The sequence below is a fragment of the Archangium minus genome (assembly GCF_044360475.1).
GTDB classification, from domain to species: Bacteria; Myxococcota; Myxococcia; order Myxococcales; family Myxococcaceae; genus Archangium; species Archangium minus.
Genome location: NZ_CP043494.1, coordinates 12,520,167 through 12,540,948, shown reverse-complemented (window position 1 = coordinate 12,540,948; position 20,782 = coordinate 12,520,167). Strand labels below are relative to the sequence as shown.

Here is a 20,782-nt window from a genome sequence, read left to right as displayed (position 1 = left end):
GTTGGCCCCTGAGTGTCAGACGAGGTTCGCTACTTCCACGTCGAATCGCTTCACCTTCTGCGTGACCAGGAACTGGTGGAGCCGTTGGGAGATGAGCAGCAGCGGCTTGGGACGGTAGGGGCCCAGGCGCTGCCCCAGGGCCTGTCGCGTGCGGAACCAGTCCACTCCGGTCAGGCTAGCGTGCTGGATGTAGACCTCGGAGAGCACGGTGAATCCGACCACGTGTCCAGCCGGACAGCGCGCGCTGTCCGGCTCTGGAGCGAAGAAGCTGTGCCCCACCCGGGTCCGAGAATCCATCTCCAACGAGCCTTCGGGTAACAGGAGTTGGTACCAGTCCGGGCTCGGCGTGCCATTTCGGCTCACGACCGGCCCCAGCTCGTAACCACTGAAGCCCGCGCCGCTCATCTTGTCGGCCAGCCTCGCGGACACCACTGTAGGGGCCCCACCTGCCTGGCGCCAAAACCACACTTCGGGCACGCCTTCGTCTCGTCATACACCGTGCCGCAGTCTTCGCCTGTGGGCTCGAAGAACGGACGCACCCTGAGCCGCAAGAGCTCCGCCTGTTTCAGCTCCTCGGGGGTGTACTTCCGGTGGATCTCCCAGTAGGTCACCGCGATCGAACCCTGCTTTCGCTTCTCCAGGTCGAATTTCCTGATCTGGTCAATGAGCGGATCATCCATTTTGAGCAATACCCGGCGAGCCAGGCTGCGCTCCACTCCTACGTCGGGAGGGAGGAATTGCCGGGCTTCATCCGCGAAGAGCCGCACCTCGATTGTTTCTCGCATGGTCAGAAATGGACTCCGGGGAGAGGGTATTGAGAATAGACCTTTTTCATGACACCCGTCCCTCGGGAATGAGAGGGCGGTAGCTCTCCCACCAAGACGCGGCGGGCTGAACCGGGCCCGCCAGGGCCTGAGCGCAAGGCCGAATCAGTGGCCAGTCGCTCAGCCCTCCTGATCGGCTGCGCGCTCCTGCGGGCGCTGGAGCGTCGGACGGGACGTGGGCGTCAGGCCGGAGTCGTCGGGCACGGGGCTGCTTCCATCGGTGGCGCGGCGGGGAACGGTGGCGGCGGGGACCTCCGGCTCCGTCGTTTCGATGCCTGCGCCTTGGCGAGCGCCTGGCGGGCCTCGTCCGAGCGGGGGTGGAGCTCCACGGCTCGCTCCAGCCAGAGCAACTGCTCCTCGTGCTTGCCCTGTCGTCTGTAGCGAGCCGAGGAGGCGACGTGCGGCGAAGGTGAGAGCCTGGTCGCTGGGTCCCTAAGCTCCCGGACACGGTTTCTGTCCACGTTGTGCCTCAGCGGCTTCGCTGGTGGAGGTGGACTGTATCTATGTCCAGGTGCTTCGTAACGAGGAGCGGGGTAATCCCTGCGGAGCGAAGGGACCTGTCGGCGGTATTCGGAGCGAGAGGTGAGGCGAGCGTGGGATGAGAAAACCCACTGTCAGTTCGCAGGTGCCTGGATCGAAAATGGAACGCCGGGAGAAATCCGCTCCGACTGGCAGCAGCGGAGTAGGAGCAGAGGGTTCTCTACCTGCGCCAGGTCTTCCCGAACTACATGCAAGAGCACTGCTCGATCCATGCCTTCAGGTAGTCGCGTCTGATGGACACAACCAGCGGGTTGCACGCTGTTACCGAGAGGGTGCTCTTCCGCGATCTCAAGCAATATGTGGCTCCTCTCTACCATCACAGCAGCTTGATGCCGCATGAACTGCGGCGCTCGTCGGACCCAGAAATGGCGAAAGTCGAGTTTGGCAGCTGCCACGCGCGGCTCGTTCAGGTGCTCATCCTCAGAGTCCCGTGCGCCGGCAACCCAACTGTTTGTGGTCCTCCGTGACGGTGTAGCACTCGTAGCCCTTTGAGCACGGTCGCTGGGTGAAGTCACAGGCCTGGTAGCAGACGCTCTGATTGCTGCTTCCGGCGCCGCAGACTGCTCCTGAGGGGCAGCTGTCGGGTTTGAACGGGCTGCAACGCTTACGGCACTCGAAGATGATGGTGTCCAGGCGCCTGTCGACCTCGCAACTCTCCCCTTCCGCACAGCCATGGACGAGGCAATTCCTGCCGATGCGGACTGCACAGAGGGACACGCCTTCGACCTCAAGGCATTCCTGGCCCTCGGGGCACTGACCTTCGCGACATGTGGGCATACACCCAGCCCCGTTGAGGGTCCCCACGCACATGCTGCCCGCGGGGCAACTGCCGATGGTGTTCTCCTCACAGGGACGTCCACAGCGGCCCCTGATGCACAGGAGTCCCGTGCCACACATCTGAGTGATGTCACTGGACAAGTTGTGGCATGTGTCGCCCTCCCGCTGGGTTCCCGGCTGCATGCAACGTTTGACGGGGTTTCCCGTGGCAACGTCGTTGGCGACACGGCAGGCCTTTCCGCCAGTGCAGTCCGAGTCTTGCTGGCAGTTCGAGGGCTGGCAGGACATGGAGCCTCGAAACGGGTCGAAGACGCAGCCCTCTCCAGACGGACAGTCCGAACTGTTTGCGCAGGCCGTGGCGGGACGGGCCTGCTCTCCCGGGTATGGGTTGACGGAACCGGAAGCCCTCATTCCTGCATCAACGAAAGGCTCCGACGGAGCCAGGTTGGTAGAGGGGAGTGTCCTGGCCTCAGTCACGGAGGGATCGCCTGGTTTGCGTTCCTGGGGCGAGATGCGCTCCGTCCGCTGCCGTGCGGTCAATCCGGAAGAGGACCCCTGACTCTGCGTTGGCGTCTGAGGACTATGAGAAGCGGGGTTGGGCAAGTCGTCCCGGGGCGCAGTCCTCTCGGTTCCTGGGACTTCACTGGACTTCGCCTCGTCGGATGAGGAACCCCACTTGGGCCACCGGCCCGATGCGAGGCCATACACGAGGGTGAGGCCAAATACACAAGCTATCAACCTCACCAACGTGCCCTTCATCATTACATACCTCCCTGAATTACATGCCCCTCTGAGTCCGGCTACGGCGTACCGCCGTCGCTGCTTTCCTTCCGGCAGGTGCAGTTCAACCCGTTGCCGTCGTAAACGCAGTAGACTCGGTAGCCATCAGGGCAGGTGAATGTGATGGGAGGACCATCGCCGCTCCCACCATCGCTGCCACCACCACCACCACCACCGCTACCGCCGCCAGTATTGTTGCCGCACCTGTCTTCGAGGAACTCACAGTGAATGGCTTCCGCAGGAGCACCCGCCAGTGCGACAATTACCGGCAGGACGGCAAGCAAACCCGTGAACAAAGACATCACAGCGTATGATTTCAGCTTGTGCATAAATCCCCCTCTTCGAACGCCCACCCAGGCGAGCACACAGTATTGAAGAGTAGATGCTAGAGCAAAAGTGTTGAAAGAACGGCCTCACTTTGAGCGAACACCCATGCTGAGTCCGCATGAGGTGTCGAAGTAGTTGACCTCGCTAAGCACACTCTACCACTCGGTTTCTACGTACTTGTACGGAGCCAGCCCTTATTGGAAGCATTGGCTGAGCCTCCAGAGCTGTCGTGTTTTGTCTTTGTTTGTGCGAAATTAGTTTGTGAGTGCAGGTTTGCTGTAATGTGTGCGGCTCGCTGTTGTTCTCAGGATATGGTCAGCCCCTTGGGAGGTGGGGTCTTGTCACGATTGTCTTGGGGTCACACGCAGTCCATTGGTGGGACTCGGTGATGACTTTCCTGGTGACGGCCGCCTTCGGCCTTTTCGCGGCGATTTGTCCATTGGCGTGCGGCCCCTACTTGCGCATGGTTGGCTCGTGGGGCCGCTCATCCTGGTGCATACCGACAGTGTTTCGGCGTTCCTCGGCCGCACCATCTGCACCGACCGGGTGGATGGGAAGAAGCTGAACGCATAGGAAAGATGAGGGCGCTGCGGCGGGCGAAGGCCTGGATTCGGGCGGCGGAGGTGAGCGGCTGATGGGGCAAGCAAGGCTGGAGTCCGAGCCGATGCATTTGGCCGAGCAACCTCCCCCATGGGACATATCCCTGCCAAGTCCTTTGTCCGCTGCGCTTGCGACAAACCTGCCCGAGGCGCGGCTGCGGGCTGAGAAGGTCCGGAGAGCCAGGAACTCTCTTGAAGACTGGATGCGGCGGGAACCTCCGGCTCCGTCGTTTCGCGATGCCCTGCTCCTTGGCGAGCGCCTGTCGGGCTTCATTCGAGCGCGGGTGGCGGTCCACGGCGCGCTTCAGCCAGAGCAACTGATCCTCGTGCTTGCCCTGCCGTCTGTAGCGCGCGGCGACGCGGAGCATCTCCTCCACGTAGTCCGGGTGCAGCATCACGCCGGTGGTGACCGCCTCCAGCGTGGGCCACAGCGCCTCGGGGTCTCGCGCTTCGTCCAACCGGATGCGCGACAGCTCGGACACCTGTGCCTGCTGCCACACCAGGAGGATTTGGACAGGAGCGGGTCGATACGCGCGTACTCTTTCGAGCGGGACCGTGTGGTCCGCCTGTCCGTGGAATATCTTTGCGACGGTCTCCTTCGTGAGAGGGATGGGTGAGAGTATCGCGCCCCCGCCGTCAATCCTGCGCGATGGGCGGTCTGGTGGGGACACCGCACAGGCGTGGAACCAGCGACTCCGCGACTTCGTCGAGGAACGCGGTCAACCCGCTGTGCGTGCCGCGAGAGCGCAGTCGCACGAGGGGCGCCTCGGTCCAGCAACGGACCTCTCGCTCGTGCTCGCCAGCGGTGAGTGCTTCGAGCACGCGCTTGGGGCTCCGCCTGGCATGCTCCTTTTTCGCATCGAGCTCGTGCGCCTCTTCACAGGGGTTGAATCCAAGCTCCTGGCGCAGGGCGGTGAGGCGAGCTCGCTCCACATCCGTTTCCGGCTCGAATCCGGCGAGCACCCATGCCTCACGCATCGGGTCAGGACAGCCGAGGACGATGACGAAGGGGACCATGGGCCGAGCCTCGGTGCAGGCCTGGGTTAGTCCCATGCGTCTGTCCTTTCCCTGGTCATCCATGTCCCAGACGAGGAGGACCGCGTCGAGCTCCGTGCTGCTCAGTGCGAGTTCTCGGGCCATGAGGAAGGCTGTGCGTCCCATGAGGGCACCGGCTTCTCCCGGCTGCCCCGCGAAGTGCCCCTGGGGTACACGGAGCTTGAGACGGCTCGCGTAGGCCGACAGCTTGTGGAGATCGAAATAGCTTCGGCCCTCATCATCGGGCACCCAATCCCGAAACCCCTGGGCGGCTTCAGGGGGGCCATCGAGAAGCTCTCGGACCCAATCGGGACCTTGTTCTCGGAGGACACGCTCGACCAGTCCCTTGACGGTCTCAGCGTCGGCGGGGGACTCACAGAAGACGAGCAGCCTTGCCATCTCACTTCTCCCCTGCGACCCAGCGCCACTCAGGGTCGAGACTCCAGAGCTGGCCCGTGGTGAGGGCTCCGCGCATCTTCTCCGCCTGTGGATGCTCCGAGAGGCTTCGGCAGGCGACCGAGCCATCCTTGCGTGGGGCGAACACCCGGACGTCGGACGGATCGATCGCGTCGAGGATGTAAGGGGAATGCGTAGTGGCGACGAGCTGGACCTCCGGGAATCCCTCGAGCAGGCGTTTCAACTCGCCCATCAGCTCCATCTGGGCCTGGGGATGGAGGGATTGATCGATGTCGTCGAGCAGCAGGATGCGCGGGCGGTTCGGGCTGCAAAGCGCAGTCAGGAGGGCGAGGGTGATGAGCGTGCCTTCGCTGGCTCCATGGGCTGGGACGTCGGGGGCATACTTGAAGTCGATGAAGACCTTGTTGCCGACCCGCTCCTCGGAGGACGGCGCGGAGCGCCGAGGCATCTTGACCCGCTTGACGCGAATTCGCTGAACGCTGGGGACGATCCTGCAAAGCTCCGACTCGATCTGCTCGAAGACCTCTTCTCGCTCGAGCTTCAGGGCCGCGAGAACGACCGCTGTGTTGCCCCCGTCCGAATCGAGGACTGGGTTCTCCTCGGGGCTATAGGCTGCTGCGGCAATTCGGCGGGCGTCGAAATGGTAGAGCACTGCTGGGCTGATGAACGAATTGAGTTTATTGAGCGACTCATCAAAAATGGAGTCGTATGTGCGTCCTGTTGTCTTCTTCTCGTGACCTTTGTTCGCTCCGTGAGACCAGTCGACCTGGATTGCCAGGTGCTTGTCATGCGGCTCTGGTTCGGAGAACTGCAAAGAAATCGTCCAGGACAGCGCGTTGTCCGTACCCTCCGCTGTGAGAGTGATCGGACCTTTTTCCGCTCGGCGCAGGAGATCTTGAGGGCGCATGTCGCCGCGAAGCACCTTCGCGGGCTCTTCGTGCATCAGCCTGGCCATCAGGCTGAGCGCCTGGAGCACGCTGGTTTTTCCCGTGCCGTTCGGGCCGACGAGCACGGTCAGACGTCCCAGAGGGACGGTGGTGTCGCGGTGACCCTTGAAGCTCCGGAGTTGAATGGACGTGATCATCCAGTGGGTTCCTTCAGCCGTTCTTGACGGGGCAACCTAGCAAGGCCGCGCCGCCGGAGGTGGGGCATAAGAAGAATATGCGGCCGCTTGTGAAGAGCGAGCCATCATCCCAAAGGGTGGACTCTCCGGGCGCGAGCGAGCCGCCAAGCCCACACGAAACACGCCCACGGAGAGCACCACGGGGTGATGCCACACCGCTGAACGCGGATGCTTGGTACGCCACAAGTACCAGGAGCTCAGCCCCCTTGAGCGGCGCGTTCCTGTGGGAGCGGTAGCGTCGGACGGGACGTGGGCGTCAAGGCGGCGTCGTCGGGCTTCGGGGCTGCTTCCCGGCGGGAAAGGTGTCAAACGACTCGTAGGGCGGGAGTTGTTGGAACGATTCCTTTGTGTGATGCCTGGAGGCTGGCGGAGTCTCGTGGGAGCCCGGCGGTAGCGTGTGCCCTGGCGAGGGCGGTGCACCTGGCGGAGCGGGTGCTGCCGCACGTACCCTTCCGTCTGGCGGCTCTCCGTCGCCGGCCCTAACCCGCCCGGCCAGGGGCGAGGACCTCGCGCAGCTTCGCGGCGAAGGCGTCCGGGTCGCCGGTCTGGCCGTACTCGCCGCCGAGGAAGCCGCCGTGGCCGCTCGGGAAGATGATGGGAGTCGATCCCAGCCGCTCGGCCACGGCATGCGCGGCGCGGCTCGCCATCTCGCCCTCGGACTCGGCGCCGGCGCCGATGACAATGCGGGTCGACGCCGCCCTCAGCGCGTCGAAGTCGTGCTGGTAGTGTGTGCACGAGATCATGTTCTGCGCGAGCATGGGATCATTCCGCGAGCCGTCGTCCTCAGTCGGCAGGCCGAACGTCGCGGGCTCCGGCGCCGGCTGCTCAGCGAAATCGCTCGAGAACGGGCCCTTGTGGGCGACGACGGTGATGAAATGCGCCATTCCCGCCCCCCATCCGCGGCGGTGGTAGGTGTCGTGGATGGCGCGGCACGCGGCGAGCGCTGCCTCGCGGTCGGGCAGAGCCTGGGCGGCCGGCGGCTCGTGCGCGACGAGCGTCCGGACCTGCTCAGGGTGGCGAGCCACCAGCGCGAGCGCATTCACGGCACCACCGCTGCTGGCGAAAATGTCCACCGGCCCGGCCTTGAGCGCCTCGAGCAGCCGATGCAGGTCATCCGCATGCTCGTCGGGCGTCGACTCGGCAGTGCCATCGGCCTTCGTGCTCCGCTCCACTCCGCGCGGGTCGTAGGTGACGACCGTGCGATCGGTGAAGTGCCCTGCCAGGGTACGGAAGCCCGCGGCACCCATCGGCGACCCGATCATCAGCAGGACAGGCTCCTTGCTCGAGTCGTTCCTCCGCACGTCGTAGGTCAGCACGGCGCCGGGAACTTCCAGAGTGTAGGTGAGCGGCTCGGTCATGATGCGTCTCCTTGGGGTGATGTCGCGTTTGCCCATTAGACGCCGCACGACGGAGGAACTCATCGGTCAGCCCATAACCCAGTGGTTTCAACCACTTGACTGGCCAGGGAGACAGGATTTGAACCCGTGGACGAGGGGGGGCCCAGGCGGGAAGGTGTCAAAGGGTTCGTTCCGCTGCTTCACCCCTACGTGGAGTCGATGGTGGAGGACATGGGGCGCAGCGAGCGCCGCCATGCGCTGGAGTGATACCTGAGCCTGCCCCGAGGAGTGGACGGAGGACGAGAAGCGGCGCGAGGCCGTGGGCGTGCCGGAGGACGTCCGCTTCGAGCGCAAGTGGGAGATTGCACTCCACCTGGTGGACGACGCGCTGGAGTGGGGCGTGCGGCCGTACGTGGCGCTAGCCGACGCGGGCTACGGTGACTGCCGGGAGTTTCGCGAGGCGCTCACCCGGCGTGGGCTGCCCTACGTGGTGGGAGTGCAGGGGACGCACAAGGTGTGGCCGCCGGGTGTTGCTCCTGGCTCTCTTCTCTGTTGGCGAACACTCCCAGGCGGACCCTGGTGCCTGGCGAAACTGCGCTGGCGGGTGGAGCGCGACTACCAGGAAATGAAGCAGGAGGTGGGGCTCGACGCCGCACCTGGCGCGGCTTCCATCACCACGCCACCCTCTGTGCTGTCGCCCACGGCTTCCTCACACTCCGTTGGGCGCTTTTCCCCCTGCGTAGAATGCGGTGGACGTTGCCTCAGGTGCGTAGGCGCCTGCAGCACCTGCTGCTGTGTTGCATCGGCCATTGCCCCCTCTGCATGCGCCCCATCTCCGCTCGCGCTCTCCCTCTCGGCCTATCCCGCATCTGACCGGGTAGTACTAGCACGGCGGCAATGGCGGCCCTCCAGCCATGGACCTCACTTCTGACGCCTGGTGGCTTGGGTTAGCATGGGCCATCAAGGACGCGTCATGATATGGACACACACGCTCGTGCTTATTGCGGCCTGTACTCTGCCTGGATTCGAGTTTCTGGCAGAGCCCCCATGGCCCCAGCTACCCCTCCTCTCATCAGTCCTGGAAGAGGGGGACCGCGCAAGCCTCCAAGAAAGAAGGAGGAGAAACCCAAGTCTCCAGGAAAGGAAGAGGAGCCGCGGAAGCGCCCGGTCAATCTGAGTCGTTGCCTCGATTCGTGTGCCGCTGGTGGCGCTGTCTTCATCAACTTCTGCAACGACATCGAGAAACCCGCGACACGTGCCGTTTGCTTCTCGAAAGCCAATGAGAGCGAGCAGCAGTGTCGGGGATTTTGTTCCAACTACTTCGGAAGCTGAGAGGTTTCAGTCATGACCACGGTGACTCGATTGATGCGCGGCCGCAAACCCACTGGGCCCATCATGGCGGAGCGCAAGTTCGAGAGTTCTGGCGGCCCTCGTGCCTCCATCCGTGTCCGTGCACCGACCAGGGATTCGCGGACCGGCAACTACAGGTGCAGCGTGGAGTGGGTGCACTCGGGGAAGAAGGAGCTGTTCGAACTCTGGGGAATCGACTCCATGCAGGCGCTGCAACTCGCTCTCCGAGCCGCCGGGGACCTGGTAAACGGGGACGAAGAGGACCTGCGGTGGGTGGGGAGCGATGACGGCTACCTGGGATTTCCCAGGACGTACCCGGAGTTTCTTCCCAATGCGCTCCTGCGTAAGCTGGAACGCATGATCGACCGGGAGATCGCCGCCCACGAGCGCAAGAGCGCAGCAGCGCGCAAGCAGTCGCGGGCTCGAGCGGGACGGAGCAAGCCCGTCCCCGGCTGAGGACATGGGTTTGAGACTGCTGAGCTTCTGAATGTGGAGGCGGCGGGAATCGAACCTGCCGCCTCCAGCTGCTCTCATAGGCCCCGATCCCACAAGCAGGCAGGGGCTCCACGGGGGCCCGTGGGAGGCTAACGGTAGCGTGTGCCCTGGCGAGGTGTGGCTGGGGAGGGGCAGGTGGGGACGCACGGGTGGGCGTACCGGCGAAGGCAGCCGGAGGGGACGGTGCTGTATGAGGCGGTGCGGGAGAACCTGGCCACATTGCTGGCGGAAGCCAGCGAGGTCGGGCGCGGCCTGCCCCGGTATGTGGAGCGGGACTTCGCCAGGTACCTGGAATGCGGAGTGCTGGCACACGGCTTCGCGCGGGTGCGCTGCGAGAGTTGCAAGGACGAACTGCTCGTCGCCTTCTCGTGCAAGGGACGAGGGGTGTGCCCCTCCTGCAACGCGAAGCGGGCGCATGTGACGGCGATGCACCTGGTGGAGCAGGTGCTGCCGCACGTGCCCTACCGGCAGTGGACGCTGTCCTTTCCGCACCGGGTGCGGTGGGTGCTGCTCAAGGACGTGGGACTGCTCTCGGACGTCCTCACCGTCTTCCTGCGCGCAGTGTTTGCCCTGCAGCGCCGAAGGGCACGGCGGCAGGGCCTGCGCGGTGGGCAGGCCGGGGCCGTGTCGTGCATCCAGTTCTTCGGGTCGTGCCGTTCATGATGCGTGTACCCCACTCGGACGTCCTGCTCCTGTCCTCTTGGAGGCCGCGCGCCTGGAGGCCACCAGGGTTTGCAAGCGCTTGGCCGTATCTTCGTCAATCTCCAGCCAGTAGACGGCCCGGCGGCTCTCAAAGTCCTCGCGCCGTGCTGGCACCAGGCCTCGCCGTATCCAGCCCCTCACCACCGTGGGGGTGACGCCAAACCGCTTCGCAGCCCCAGTCAGTGAGTAACGTCCATCCGGGTGACGCTCCGGTAAGGGCCAGGCGCGGGGTGCATCCGGGGCCACCAGCACGATGTCATGGTGGTAGCGCACCCACCGGACAGCCAAGAGCGTCCAGCGGGCCCCGGCAGCGGTTCGTATCCCCTCTGCATTCAGCTGCTCAGCCATGTCCTCATCCCGCAGGCCCTGAGCGGCCATGGTACGTATCCGCTCCACCACTGCGTCCGGCGTGCGCAGTTTCTCCCGCTCCGTGGGCCGGGGCACTTGCAGTTGGGTGACGGCGCCGCCCTGCCACTGCACCTGGATGCGGATGGTACGTCTGGGGACATCCACCGGCGTGAGCGCGATGGACTCCACCACCAACCGCAACATTGCCTTCTTGTCTGCAGTCCCAGTCGTGGAGGCACGCCAGACCGAGGGCAAATCCTTCGCCAGTTCACGGATGCGTCGCCGCTCCTGCTCGGACAGTTCAACATGTCGACTGCGCCGGGCTTCCGCGTACCGCCGTTCCACTTCCTCCAATTCTTGCAGCCGCTCTTCCCACTGGCGCTCCAAAGTGCGCGCCACCACCCGGTTCTCCGGTTCAACGGCCTTGTACCGGCGCTCGGCTCGGCGTGCCTCGTAGCGGGCCTGCTCCAAGCGCGCTTGCCACTGCTTCTGCAACTCCTGCGCCTGCGCCCCCACCTCACGCTCTACTGCCAGACTGAGGTCGAGCTCGTCAGGCACCAGGGTCTTCAAAAACAACTCCTCCACGGCTACATCGAGTGGCTCGCCGCATGTCATCCAGCAGAGACTTCTGCCGCTTTGGTCCCTCGCGCCTGGGCAGAAGTAATACCAATGCAGCTGGCCTCTGCGTCCATAACTCGTCCGCATCCGTCGCCCACACCGCCCGCAGAGCAGCAGCCCAGCCAGCAGGGCTCTCCCCTCGCGGGGGGCTCCTGGACTGGCCTCGTGCGAGCGGACGAGATTCTGCCTCAGTTTCTCCTGGTTGGAGAGGAACGTCTCCCAGTCGATATAGCCTGGGTGCGCATCGCGCTTGCACACCGTCCACTCCTCGGGTGCGCGGCCAGCGGCACGCACTCTGTGGATCTCACCCCGCACCAGCACCTTGCTCCGCGGCCTTCGCCCGTAGGCGTACGCTCCGGCGTAGATGGGATTGTGCAAGAGCTCTGTGAGGCGCGTGACTCCAAGCTTCTTCCATTCCACCTCCCCACCTTCCGAAGCAGGGCGCCGAGTAGGGAACGCGAGCCCCCTCTCATTCATCCAGCGCACCACGGCACAAGCGCTCGGCTCGACACGAAAGCGCTCAAACACCAGCCGCACCGCTCGCTGAATAGCCTCATCCGGATCCAACTCCAGGCCGCGCTCTGTCCACACGTAGCCCGTGGGTACACGCATGTGCAGCTCGCCTCGACGCGCCTTGCTTTGACGTGCTCCCACCATCCTCAAGCCCAGCCAGTGCAATTCTGCTTCTGACATGGTGCCCTTCAAGTCCAACAGCAACTTGTCGTCTCCTTCGGCTGGGTCGTAGAGCGTGCTCTCGTCGACCACCACCACCTGGGCGACCGCACAGAGCGCCAGCAACCGCTGCCAGTCCACAGAAGAGCGCGCCAGCCGCGACACCTCCAGAGCGAAGATGGCGCCGACCTCCCCATGGGCCACGGCGTCGACCAGCCGTGAGAATCCAGCACGCCCCTCTGTGGACGCGCCACTCTTGCCCTGATCCTCGTCAACGACTTCCACCGCCTCGCGCGGCCAACCCAGCGCCACGGCACGCTCCACCAAGGCGTACTGACGCTTCTTGGACTCAGCGTGCTCAAGCATCTGAGTCGTGCTGGACTGCCTCACGTACACGTAGGCTTTCCTCTGCAGGTGAACAGGTCTCAGCTCGCCCTGACTCATGGCTTTGCCCTCGCTGCCTTGCTTGCTCGGCCTCGGCCACCAGCACGCGGTGCACCAACTTCGCCCACCAGGGCAGAAGTCTCTCCAGCACCTCCGCGCCCGGTATGCTGGACCTCTCGTGCGTCGGCCCCCTCATTCAAGGGCACATGAGACCTCCGCTGCGTGACATCAAGTGCTCGGCGTTCTATGGCTCTCTCCTCCAACCGAGCAGTGACCCAGCCAGCCAGCGCCCGCACAGCCTCCGGCGCCAGCCGGACTGCTCAGCGACAACTACACCTCCCCATCAACGACAATTACACCTCCCCATCCAGAGTGACGGCAGCCGTCGGTAGAAACCCGGTGACTCCGGAGGTTCGGATGGACGGGTGAGGACGACGGATGCCCAGGTGAGGAAGCTGATGGAAGAGATGGCGAAGCACGGTCGCCTCGGGCTGGCGTCGGCCCGGGCGGGGATGGACCGCAAGACGGCACGCAAGTACGTGAAGGAGGGGAAGTTCCCCTCGGAGCTCAAGCAGGAGCGCACCTGGAGGACACGGGAGGACCCGTTCGAGGAGCAGTGGGACAGCCTGGCCGAGCGGCTGAAGGAGGCGCCGGAGCTGGAGGCCAAGACGCTCTTCGAGGAGCTGTGTGCTCGCGAGCCGGGCCGCTACAAGCCGGGGCAGCTGCGCACGTTGCAGCGGCGAGTGCGCCAGTGGAGAGCGCAGCAGGGACCGGAGAAGCAGGTGTTCTTCGCCCAGGAGCATCGGCCCGGGGAAGCGATGCAGACGGACTTCACCTGGGCCAAGGAGTTGGAGGTGACGGTGGGAGGCGAGCCCTTCGCGCACCTGCTGTGCCACCCGGTGCTGCCCTACTCCAACTGGGAATGGGCGACGGTGTGCCACTCGGAGTCCATGGCGGCCATCAAGCGAGGAGTGCAGGCGGCCGTCTTCCGGCTGGGGAAGGTGCCGCGCTACCACCAGACGGACAACTCCACCAGCGCCACGCACGACCTGCGCAACGGCAAGCGGGGCTTCAACGCCGAGTACCTCGCGCTCATGAAGCACCTGGGCATGGAGCCGCGCACCATTGAAGTGGGGAAGAAGGAGCAGAACGGGGACGTGGAGGCGCTCAACGGCGCGCTCAAACGCCGGCTATTGCAGCACCTGCTGATGCGCGGCAGCCGGGATTTCGAGAGCGCCGCGGCGTACGAGAGCTGGGTGCAGAGCGTGCTGGAGAAGGCCAACCGGCTGCGCGGCGCGAAGGTGGAGGAGGAGCTCGCGGCGATGAGGCCGCTGTCGGTGCAGCGGCTGGTGGAGTACAGCGAGCTGGAGGTAGTCGTCACGGCATGGAGCACCATCCGGGTGCAGCACAACACGTACTCGGTACCCTCGCGGCTGGTGGGCCAGCGCGTGCGGGTGCGCGTGTACGACGACAGGCTGGAGGTGCTGCACGCGGGAAAGCCGCAGCTGGTGGTGGACAGGCTGGTGGGCCGCAACGGACACCGCATCAACTACCGGCACATCATCTGGTCGCTGGTGCAGAAGCCAGGGGCCTTCGCGCAGTACCGCTACCGGGAGGACCTCTTCCCCTCGATAGAGCGACTGCTCAAGGCCTCGGGGCTGTCCACGGACAAGACGCTCGCCACGCTCGAGCAGGAGAAGCTGCCGGCCAAGGTGCGCCGCCAGCTACCGGCCCTGTGCGAGGGCGGCTTCGTCGAGCGCGCGGAGAACGTGCTGGCCTTCGGGCTGCCGGGCCGCGGCAAGACGCACGTGGTGAGCGCCATAGGCCACGAGCTGGTGCAGCGCGGTTACGAGGTGCTCTTCATCCCGGCGGTGCTGCTGGTGCAGCGACTGCTCTCGGCCAAGAAGAGCCTCTTGCTGGAGAAGGAGCTGCGGCGGCTGGACGGGTACGACGCGGTCATCATCGACGACATCGGCTACATCCAGCAGGACAGGGAGGAGATGGAGGTGCTGTTTACCTTCCTGGCCCAGCGCTACGAGCGCAGGAGCGTCCTGATTACGAGCAACCTGGTGTTTTCGCAGTGGGACCGAATCTTCAAGGACGCGATGACGACGGCGGCGGCGATTGACCGGGTGGTGCACCACGCGCTGATTCTGGAGCTCACCGGGGAGAGCTACCGCAGCGAGAAGGCCAGGAGCCGGGAGACGGCCGACAAGGCCCCGCGCAAGGCGCCCGGGGACGAGTAACAGCCTGTCCACAGGTTTTGAGTCTCCCCCCGGGCCCCCCTCATCCACAGCCCTGCCCACAGCACAGGAGGTGACCGACCCAGAGGCTTCGATGGACGTGACGACGACTACGGCGACGACGAAGTGAACGCAGTCAGGGCATCAACCCGATGGGGAAGTGTAATTGTCGCCAAGGGGAAAAAGTAATTGACGCTGGGCACCGGACAGGTCGGCCCTGGTATCTGAGCGGTTTGGGGCGAGGGCGCAGACTTGTCCACTGGATGGGGAGGATGGTGAGCCGCCCATCCTGCAACTCGGCCCAAACCGCGTCCGGGCCATAGCGTCTCAAAACGAGGATGGGCTGCCCGAAGAGCGGGTGGATCCGAAGGGTGATGGTCTCCTCGGAGGAGGCCGTGGACGTGCGATCGACTTCAGTCTGCGTGGCGCTACGGCTCCGCCTTGCAGGTGACTCCGCACTTCCTCTCGCTGGTGCCGGACGGTGTCTTCGTGCCGCGGGAGGGCGGCGTGCGCTTCGAGCCGTTGCCTCCGCCCACGCAAGGCGAGGTGGAGCGGCTGCTGAAGGTCGTGCGCCACCGGGTGCTGCGCCTGCTGGAGAAAAGAGGAGCCCTGCCCGCGCAAGGCCCCGAGGACGCGCTACAGGCATACCAGGCGCACTCCCTGCAGCGGCGGCTGCGCTGGACGGAGGTGGACGTGCGGCCCCCTCCCCGAAAGCAGCCCCGATGCGCCTTCATGGAGGGCTTCTCCCTGCACGCCAACACGCACCTGCACGCCAACGACAGGCAGGGTCTGGGTGCGCTATGCATAATGCCCCTCTTCTCGGAAACGGGTTTTGGAATGGCCGCGCCCTTCTCGTTCATCGCTTTCCTCCGCGCTTGCGGCCGCGGCGTGAAACACCTGGTGCAAGAGGGGTGTCCACGCTCCGAGAAGAGCCTGTCGGATTGCCGCGGGCCGTGTCGACCGAGGTGACTTGGATGAAGCTATGCTCAGCCGCTGAGTCATGAGCAGGCGGCGGGGCAGGCTCCCGGCGAAGTGCTACCTCTACAGCATCAGCGAGCTTGAGCAGGTCGGAAATGCCGAGGCGAACCTCACGACCGCCGATGCTGGGTGGGACCAGAGATGAGGAGCGGTCCGTCCACTCGATGGGAAGTCTCATGCACCAGCCAGGTGGGTGCTCCACGTCGATGTACCGCCTGCCGTCCTGGCTGCGGGCCGTGCGGATGACCGGCAGCTGCACGCCCTGGAGCGGATGCGTCGGCAGGGTGATGGTCACGCAGCCCGAAACCGGCCCTGCATGTATCGTAGTCTGCGAATGGGATGTGGAGCGGCTATGCCGCTACGGAGCGCGCGGTGCACTGGCGCTGGAGCGTTTGTCACGAGCGGAGGATGGCCGCATCGCCTACCAAATGAAGCGCCCGCTGCCGGACGGTACGACGCACCTGCTCTTCACCGGGCTGGAACTTTTACGGCGTGTGGCGTCCCTGGTGCCTCCGCCTCGGGCAAACCTCACAAGGTTCCACGGCGTCTTCGCTCCAGGCGCGCGACTGCGGCCATTTCTGGTCCCCAAGCAGGAGAGGAGGAGGCGAGCGTGGCGCCCCAGGCAGCTGAGAGGCAGGAAAAGAGGAAGGAGCGGAGGGCGCGAGTGGACTGGGCAGGGCGACGACGAAGGACCTTCGCGGTGGAGGTGTTGGCCTGCGTGAGGAGTGGAGGCAGGCGGAGAGTGCTGGCGTACGTGAAGGAAGCGGGAGGGTGAGAGCGATTGTGGAGCACCTGGGCCTGCCCACGGCAGGTGCGAGGCTGGCCCCGGCGCGAGGGCCCCCCCAGGCCGCGTGGTGTTGAGGCTTACGCCACCCCAGAGCCAAAAGGCCCAGTCACCTACCGCGCACCCCATGGAAGCGCGGCCTGGGCAGTCGTGTACCTCAAGGGGCTGCGCGGCCTGTCCACCCGCTTGGCTCACTGCCCGGGCGGCCCCTGTCAGCGGTCCTCCTCGGCACCTGCGCTCCAGCCCTCACCCTCCACATGGCCTCTATCCCGCCTATACGCAACACCACGCAAGCAGCCTGAGGGCAGCTGATGCTCCAGGATTGCGCGAGCCCCACTCCGGCCCCGGCTCCTCCCCTGCGTGAGGGAACACGCTGACGAGCCAGGTCAGTCTTTGTCGTAATACCAGTCGGTGCAGAACGACTCGTGCGTGTCATGAGCCCAGAAACAGGCCCTCATCCAGTTCCCGACGTTCCGCAAGGTGTTCGACCAGTCCCTGTTGAAGGGACCGCACTGGCTCCACGACACCCCACCGTCGAAGGAGCGGTCCACCCAGACTTTGTCTCCTTTTCTGTAGTCCCACCACAGAGTGGCGTAGGAGTGATCCGATACCTGGTCGTTGACGAGGTTGAGCCGCACCGTCCGGCCGGTTCGCAGACGGACGACCCGTATGCGCACCTCATACGGGAACCAACCGGTGTTGCTCGAACCGCAGTTCGTGGCCGCCGCCGCCGGCATCGTTCCGAAGACAATCAAAACCGTACTGGCCAGGAGCAACACACCGGGGAGCACCGCCGCGAGTCTGCGAGAACCTGCCCGGGCTGGAGCAGTTGCAAGCCGTTCTGGACGCATCGAATTTCCCCCAATGAGTGGTCTTGAAGGCAGAGGGGCTCGGTGCTGGGTGTGACGTGGGGACCTGGAGGAGTGGACCCTGCGCGGGCGGGCCTGCTGGGCTTTCAGGCATGCCCATGCTCGAGGCGGGGGTGAGTCCCTGGTAGCACCTGGAGCCTGGGCCAGGCAGATGGGCGGCGATGCTCAGCCACCCGCGCCAAGCATCAAGGAGGAGATACTCGCGAGGAAGGGCACCAGCACAACGATGCCCTGCTGAATCTCCTGAAGCGCAGAGCCCTGCAGGCCCAGGTAGGCACGAACAGCCTGCTGTGGAGGCTGGCGGCGAGTGCTGGCGTACGTGAAGGAAGCGGGAGGGGTGAGAGCGATTGTGGAGCACCTGGGCCTGCCCACGGCAGGTGCGAGGCTGGCCCCGGCGCGAGGGCCCCCCCCAGGCCGCGTGGTGTTGAGGCTTACGCCACCCCAGAGCCAAAAGGCCCAGTCACCTACCGCGCACCCCATGGAAGCGCGGCCTGGGCAGTCGTGTACCTCAAGGGGCTGCGCGGCCTGTCCACCCGCTTGGCTCACTGCCCGGGCGGCCCCTGTCAGCGGTCCTCCTCGGCACCTGCGCTCCAGCCCTCACCCTCAACATGGCCTCTATCCCGCCTATACGCGGAGACGGAGTGATGGTGGACCCTAAACGGGCACGAAGCCGGAAACGGCGGATACAGCCAAGGGTTTACCTGCACACCACCGCGCCGATCCTCGACCCGACCACCTTCTCCGGACACCTTCTCCGGGGCGATGAATGCCGGAGGCGCTACCGCTCGCGCCAGACCGCGAACTGGATGACGCCCGTCCCCATGCCCATGATGGACTCACCGGTCCCCATGGCATGCGGGGTGACCACCGTCCCGCCCAGCTCGCAGACCTTCGGCCACAGCTTCTCCTGGGTCTCTCCCCCCCAGGACTGGGGCTGGTCGGAGTTACCCGAAAGCGTCACCAAACCGACCATCTCGAGCGCGACGCTGGCCTCTTGATAGGACAGGTTCTCGAAGCGCACCGGACATCCCTTGTCGAGGCTGGGGTAGATCTTCCCCACCCGCTGCCCTGTCGCACGCACGCTGCTACAGCCCACCGCCAGGAACATCCCCGCAACGACAACCAGCACACGTACCTTCATCAACACGGCCCTCCGTTTCGAAAGAGGAAGGGACACTATCGTAAGCGCAGTGGAGAGGCCGCGCAGCCCCCTTGGGGTACACGCCGGCCTGGTCACGCTCCCATGATGTTCGCGGCAGGGGCCTGGCACAAGCACTCTGGAGCCGCTCTTCGATGTGAAGGACAGGAGCAGGGACGACAACGCCGAGGGCGTGGCCGTGTTCTCCTGGTTCGCGCCGGACGACTCCGTGCTCGTCGTCTACGACACGCCTTCGCCGCAGCGGCGCTCCGGGCCGGACGGCGTGCTCGCGGACGTGCTCCGGCTCTGGGCATGAGACGAGTGGGGGCCCTGTTGCGCTCCAGCGCGTGCTGTCTGCACCACACTCATGAAGACGCCTGCTTCGCCGGATGGAACAGGTAGCCCACCGCGAGTTGGTACAGCTCCTTCTCCAGCACTCCGCTCGCGAGAAGGTCCGGGTGCTCGGTGATGGCCTTGTGGGTCAGGGCCTCGAGCGCCGTTTCGAGCACCACCGCCGCGACCACGGGGGGCCTGCTCCGAGGCAGACGGTGCGCATGGGCACGGAGGAATCGTTCAATCATCTCGGTGATGCGCTGGTTGGTGTTCATCACCTCCGCCATGCGCCCGACGCGCGGTACCTGCTCGAAGAGGATCTTGTGGAGCGCGGGGGAGATCCGGTGGGTATCAATACCCACACGAATGATGACCTTCAAGCCGTCCTCGAGTGATGCGGTCTTCAAGCCGGCGAAGGCCGCCTCGGCAACCGTGACCATCTCCCCGGCGTGCCGTTCGATGAGCGCCGCGACCAACGACTCCTTGTTCGGAAAGTATTGATAGAGCGAGCCCACGCTCACTCCGGCCCGTTCGGCGACGCGCGCGGTCGTCGTCTTCTCGTAACCCTGCTCCACCAGAACCTGAGCCGCCGCTTCGAGAATCGCGTCCACCGTCGCCCGAGAACGCGTCTGACGCGGCAATTTCCGAGGGGTTGTGTCGACGGATGTCATGCGAATCACGCGCTCCTGAATGCGAATAGCGAATGTGACAAAACATTCGCATATTGCCTCCGGGTCGACAACGGAGGTCCCCATGGAAAACGGCAGCACATCGGAAACTCGAAGCGACAAGGTCGTGTTGGTGACGGGCGCATCATCCGGCCTTGGCCGGGCCACCGCGGCGCTGCTCGTCCAGCGCGGCTACCGTGTCTATGGCACCAGCCGTCAGCCGGCAGGAGACACGGGCGCGGGCTGGCCCATGCTCCCGCTCGATGTGCGATCCGATCGCTCGGTCGAGGCGTGCGTGGGAGAGCTGCTCTCCCGAGAGGGGCGTATCGATGCCCTGGTCAACAACGCGGGCTACGCCTTCATTGGCGCGGTGGAGGAAACGAGCCTCGACGAGGCTCGCGCGCAGCTGGAGACGAACTTCTTCGGTGCGCTGCGGATGATGCTCGCGGTGCTGCCAGCCATGCGCTCACGGGGCACGGGCCATATCGTCAATATCAGCTCGCTTTCCGGGGCCGTGGCCGTTCCTTTTCTCGGTGCCTATGCGGCGAGCAAGCACGCGTTGGAGGCCATGTCGGAGGCTCTCGCGCACGAGCTGCGCGGCACCCGGATTCGGGTCACGTTGCTCCAGCCCGACGGCATGCGCACCCACATTGGTTTCCATCATCCCCAGTCGGAGCGCCCGGAGCACATCGCCAGGCGCAGGCGGCTGGTGTCCCTGCTCGAGCGCGCGACCCGCGAGGAGGGGAATGACCCGGACATGCTGGCTCACGCGGTGGCGCAAGCCCTCGAGGACGGCGCACCACCGCTCCGCATCCCCATTGGAGAGGGCGCGAAGAAGCTCATCGAGGCCCGCCGCACGCTGCCCGAGGCGGAGTACGGCAAGCTGCTGGCGTCGCTCCTCCAGGTCGGCGTCGAGCAGGTCTCGGATTGAGAGGGAGGCAACGATGGCTGGCCTGTCCTTCACCCTTTCCGCGGAACTCGCCGCGATCTCCGACCCTCACCACCCCCGGCTGCTCGGCGACTACACCGTGCACCGCGACGCAATGCTGGGCGTCATCCGGATTGGAACGGAAGGAACGGAGGGGTTCTGGGAGCGCCACGATGGCGGTGACGAGCTGCTCGTCGTGATCGCTGGGCGCATGACCATGACCTTGCGCCCGGCGAACGGCCCAGACCAGTTGCATGACATCGGTCCGGGAGATGCGCTTCTGATCCCCAGGGGCATCGCCCACTCGGCCCGGCTGCACACACCCGAGATACACCTGCTGTTCATCACGCCCCGCGATGGAAACGAGGCGTGGACGGAACATCCCGAAGGCAAGCGGCGGCACTGAGCGGGGCCCTCATCCACCGGGCCGCCTGCGCTTCACCCCGGAGCGCAGGCAGCTCGCCCCGCCTGGCGGTGCTTCCCGCCCTCGCTCCGATGCATGCGCTCATCCAG

The 20,782-nt window shown here is 65.2% G+C and carries 20 protein-coding genes; 9 read left to right on the top strand and 11 right to left on the bottom strand.

The features are described 5' to 3' along the window. Window positions 1–15 precede the first annotated feature (15 nt). The 7 genes from F0U60_RS51615 to F0U60_RS51585 all read right to left on the bottom strand — a co-directional run bounded on the left by F0U60_RS51615 (window position 16) and on the right by F0U60_RS51585 (window position 7,780). Window positions 16–429, bottom strand: coding sequence for a hypothetical protein (locus tag F0U60_RS51615; RefSeq protein WP_395811908.1), 414 nt, complete (start codon window positions 427–429; stop codon window positions 16–18). After that, window positions 402–785: a hypothetical protein gene (locus F0U60_RS51610; protein WP_395811907.1), complete on the bottom strand. Its 384-nt coding sequence runs from the start codon at window positions 783–785 to the stop codon at window positions 402–404. The genes F0U60_RS51615 and F0U60_RS51610 overlap by 28 nt, the downstream gene beginning before the upstream one ends. Before the next feature lie 221 nt (window positions 786–1,006). After that, window positions 1,007–1,285, bottom strand: coding sequence for a tetratricopeptide repeat protein (locus F0U60_RS51605; RefSeq protein ID WP_395811906.1), 279 nt, complete (start codon window positions 1,283–1,285; stop codon window positions 1,007–1,009). A 1,656-nt stretch (window positions 1,286–2,941) separates the two neighbouring features. Further along, window positions 2,942–3,250 (bottom strand): hypothetical protein, encoded by a 309-nt coding sequence (locus F0U60_RS51600; protein WP_395811905.1) that lies wholly within the window; start codon window positions 3,248–3,250, stop codon window positions 2,942–2,944. Between the two features lie 1,233 nt (window positions 3,251–4,483). Continuing rightward, the gene (locus F0U60_RS51595) at window positions 4,484–5,281 is read right to left on the bottom strand and encodes a hypothetical protein (RefSeq protein ID WP_395811904.1); all 798 of its coding nucleotides are present in this window, start codon (window positions 5,279–5,281) and stop codon (window positions 4,484–4,486) included. A gap of 1 nt (window position 5,282) precedes the next feature. Then, window positions 5,283–6,383 (bottom strand): AAA family ATPase, encoded by a 1,101-nt coding sequence (locus F0U60_RS51590; protein ID WP_395811903.1) that lies wholly within the window; start codon window positions 6,381–6,383, stop codon window positions 5,283–5,285. Window positions 6,384–6,901: 518 nt separating this feature from the next. Continuing rightward, the gene (locus tag F0U60_RS51585) at window positions 6,902–7,780 is read right to left on the bottom strand and encodes an alpha/beta fold hydrolase (RefSeq protein WP_395811902.1); all 879 of its coding nucleotides are present in this window, start codon (window positions 7,778–7,780) and stop codon (window positions 6,902–6,904) included. A 298-nt stretch (window positions 7,781–8,078) separates the two neighbouring features. Here F0U60_RS51585 and F0U60_RS51580 point away from each other — a divergent pair, with 298 nt between their 5' ends. The 3 genes from F0U60_RS51580 to F0U60_RS51570 all read left to right on the top strand — a co-directional run bounded on the left by F0U60_RS51580 (window position 8,079) and on the right by F0U60_RS51570 (window position 10,267). Then, window positions 8,079–8,690: a transposase gene (locus F0U60_RS51580; protein WP_395811901.1), complete on the top strand. Its 612-nt coding sequence runs from the start codon at window positions 8,079–8,081 to the stop codon at window positions 8,688–8,690. 413 nt (window positions 8,691–9,103) lie between these two features. Then, entirely contained in the window at window positions 9,104–9,565 is a 462-nt protein-coding gene (locus F0U60_RS51575; protein WP_395811900.1) for a DUF6968 family protein, read from the top strand. Window positions 9,566–9,739: 174 nt separating this feature from the next. After that, entirely contained in the window at window positions 9,740–10,267 is a 528-nt protein-coding gene (locus F0U60_RS51570; RefSeq protein WP_395811899.1) for a transposase zinc-binding domain-containing protein, read from the top strand. Here the strand turns inward: F0U60_RS51570 and F0U60_RS51565 are convergent. Continuing rightward, window positions 10,262–12,388: a recombinase family protein gene (locus tag F0U60_RS51565; RefSeq protein WP_395811898.1), complete on the bottom strand. Its 2,127-nt coding sequence runs from the start codon at window positions 12,386–12,388 to the stop codon at window positions 10,262–10,264. The two genes, F0U60_RS51570 and F0U60_RS51565, sit on opposite strands and share 6 nt — an antisense overlap. Before the next feature lie 365 nt (window positions 12,389–12,753). Here F0U60_RS51565 and istB point away from each other — a divergent pair, with 365 nt between their 5' ends. The 3 genes from istB to F0U60_RS51550 all read left to right on the top strand — a co-directional run bounded on the left by istB (window position 12,754) and on the right by F0U60_RS51550 (window position 16,271). Beyond that, window positions 12,754–14,574, top strand: coding sequence for an IS21-like element helper ATPase IstB (istB, locus tag F0U60_RS51560; RefSeq protein ID WP_395811897.1), 1,821 nt, complete (start codon window positions 12,754–12,756; stop codon window positions 14,572–14,574). 438 nt (window positions 14,575–15,012) lie between these two features. Continuing rightward, window positions 15,013–15,540, top strand: a complete 528-nt coding sequence (locus tag F0U60_RS51555; protein WP_395811896.1) for a hypothetical protein — start codon at window positions 15,013–15,015, stop codon at window positions 15,538–15,540. Between the two features lie 104 nt (window positions 15,541–15,644). After that, window positions 15,645–16,271 carry a transposase gene (locus F0U60_RS51550; RefSeq protein WP_395811895.1) on the top strand — a complete coding sequence of 209 codons (627 nt, stop codon included), beginning with the start codon at window positions 15,645–15,647 and terminating at the stop codon, window positions 16,269–16,271. A gap of 448 nt (window positions 16,272–16,719) precedes the next feature. On the opposite strand, the gene F0U60_RS51545 is transcribed toward F0U60_RS51550, so the two are convergent. Together F0U60_RS51545 and F0U60_RS51540 are read right to left on the bottom strand one after the other, a co-directional pair. After that, window positions 16,720–17,184 (bottom strand): hypothetical protein, encoded by a 465-nt coding sequence (locus F0U60_RS51545; protein WP_395811894.1) that lies wholly within the window; start codon window positions 17,182–17,184, stop codon window positions 16,720–16,722. A gap of 796 nt (window positions 17,185–17,980) precedes the next feature. Next, window positions 17,981–18,346 (bottom strand): hypothetical protein, encoded by a 366-nt coding sequence (locus F0U60_RS51540; RefSeq protein ID WP_395811893.1) that lies wholly within the window; start codon window positions 18,344–18,346, stop codon window positions 17,981–17,983. A 133-nt stretch (window positions 18,347–18,479) separates the two neighbouring features. On the opposite strand from F0U60_RS51540, the gene F0U60_RS51535 reads away from it, so the two are divergent. Next, on the top strand, window positions 18,480–18,656 hold the full coding sequence (locus tag F0U60_RS51535) for a DUF3616 domain-containing protein (protein ID WP_395825830.1): 177 nt from the start codon (window positions 18,480–18,482) through the stop codon (window positions 18,654–18,656). A gap of 49 nt (window positions 18,657–18,705) precedes the next feature. Here the strand turns inward: F0U60_RS51535 and F0U60_RS51530 are convergent, their stop codons facing one another. After that, window positions 18,706–19,344, bottom strand: a complete 639-nt coding sequence (locus F0U60_RS51530) for a TetR/AcrR family transcriptional regulator (RefSeq protein ID WP_395811892.1) — start codon at window positions 19,342–19,344, stop codon at window positions 18,706–18,708. Between the two features lie 82 nt (window positions 19,345–19,426). Here F0U60_RS51530 and F0U60_RS51525 point away from each other — a divergent pair, with 82 nt between their 5' ends. Together F0U60_RS51525 and F0U60_RS51520 are read left to right on the top strand one after the other, a co-directional pair. Beyond that, on the top strand, window positions 19,427–20,272 hold the full coding sequence (locus F0U60_RS51525; protein WP_395811891.1) for an SDR family NAD(P)-dependent oxidoreductase: 846 nt from the start codon (window positions 19,427–19,429) through the stop codon (window positions 20,270–20,272). A 13-nt stretch (window positions 20,273–20,285) separates the two neighbouring features. Further along, window positions 20,286–20,675 (top strand): cupin domain-containing protein, encoded by a 390-nt coding sequence (locus tag F0U60_RS51520; RefSeq protein WP_395811890.1) that lies wholly within the window; start codon window positions 20,286–20,288, stop codon window positions 20,673–20,675. Window positions 20,676–20,782: the final 107 nt, after the last annotated feature.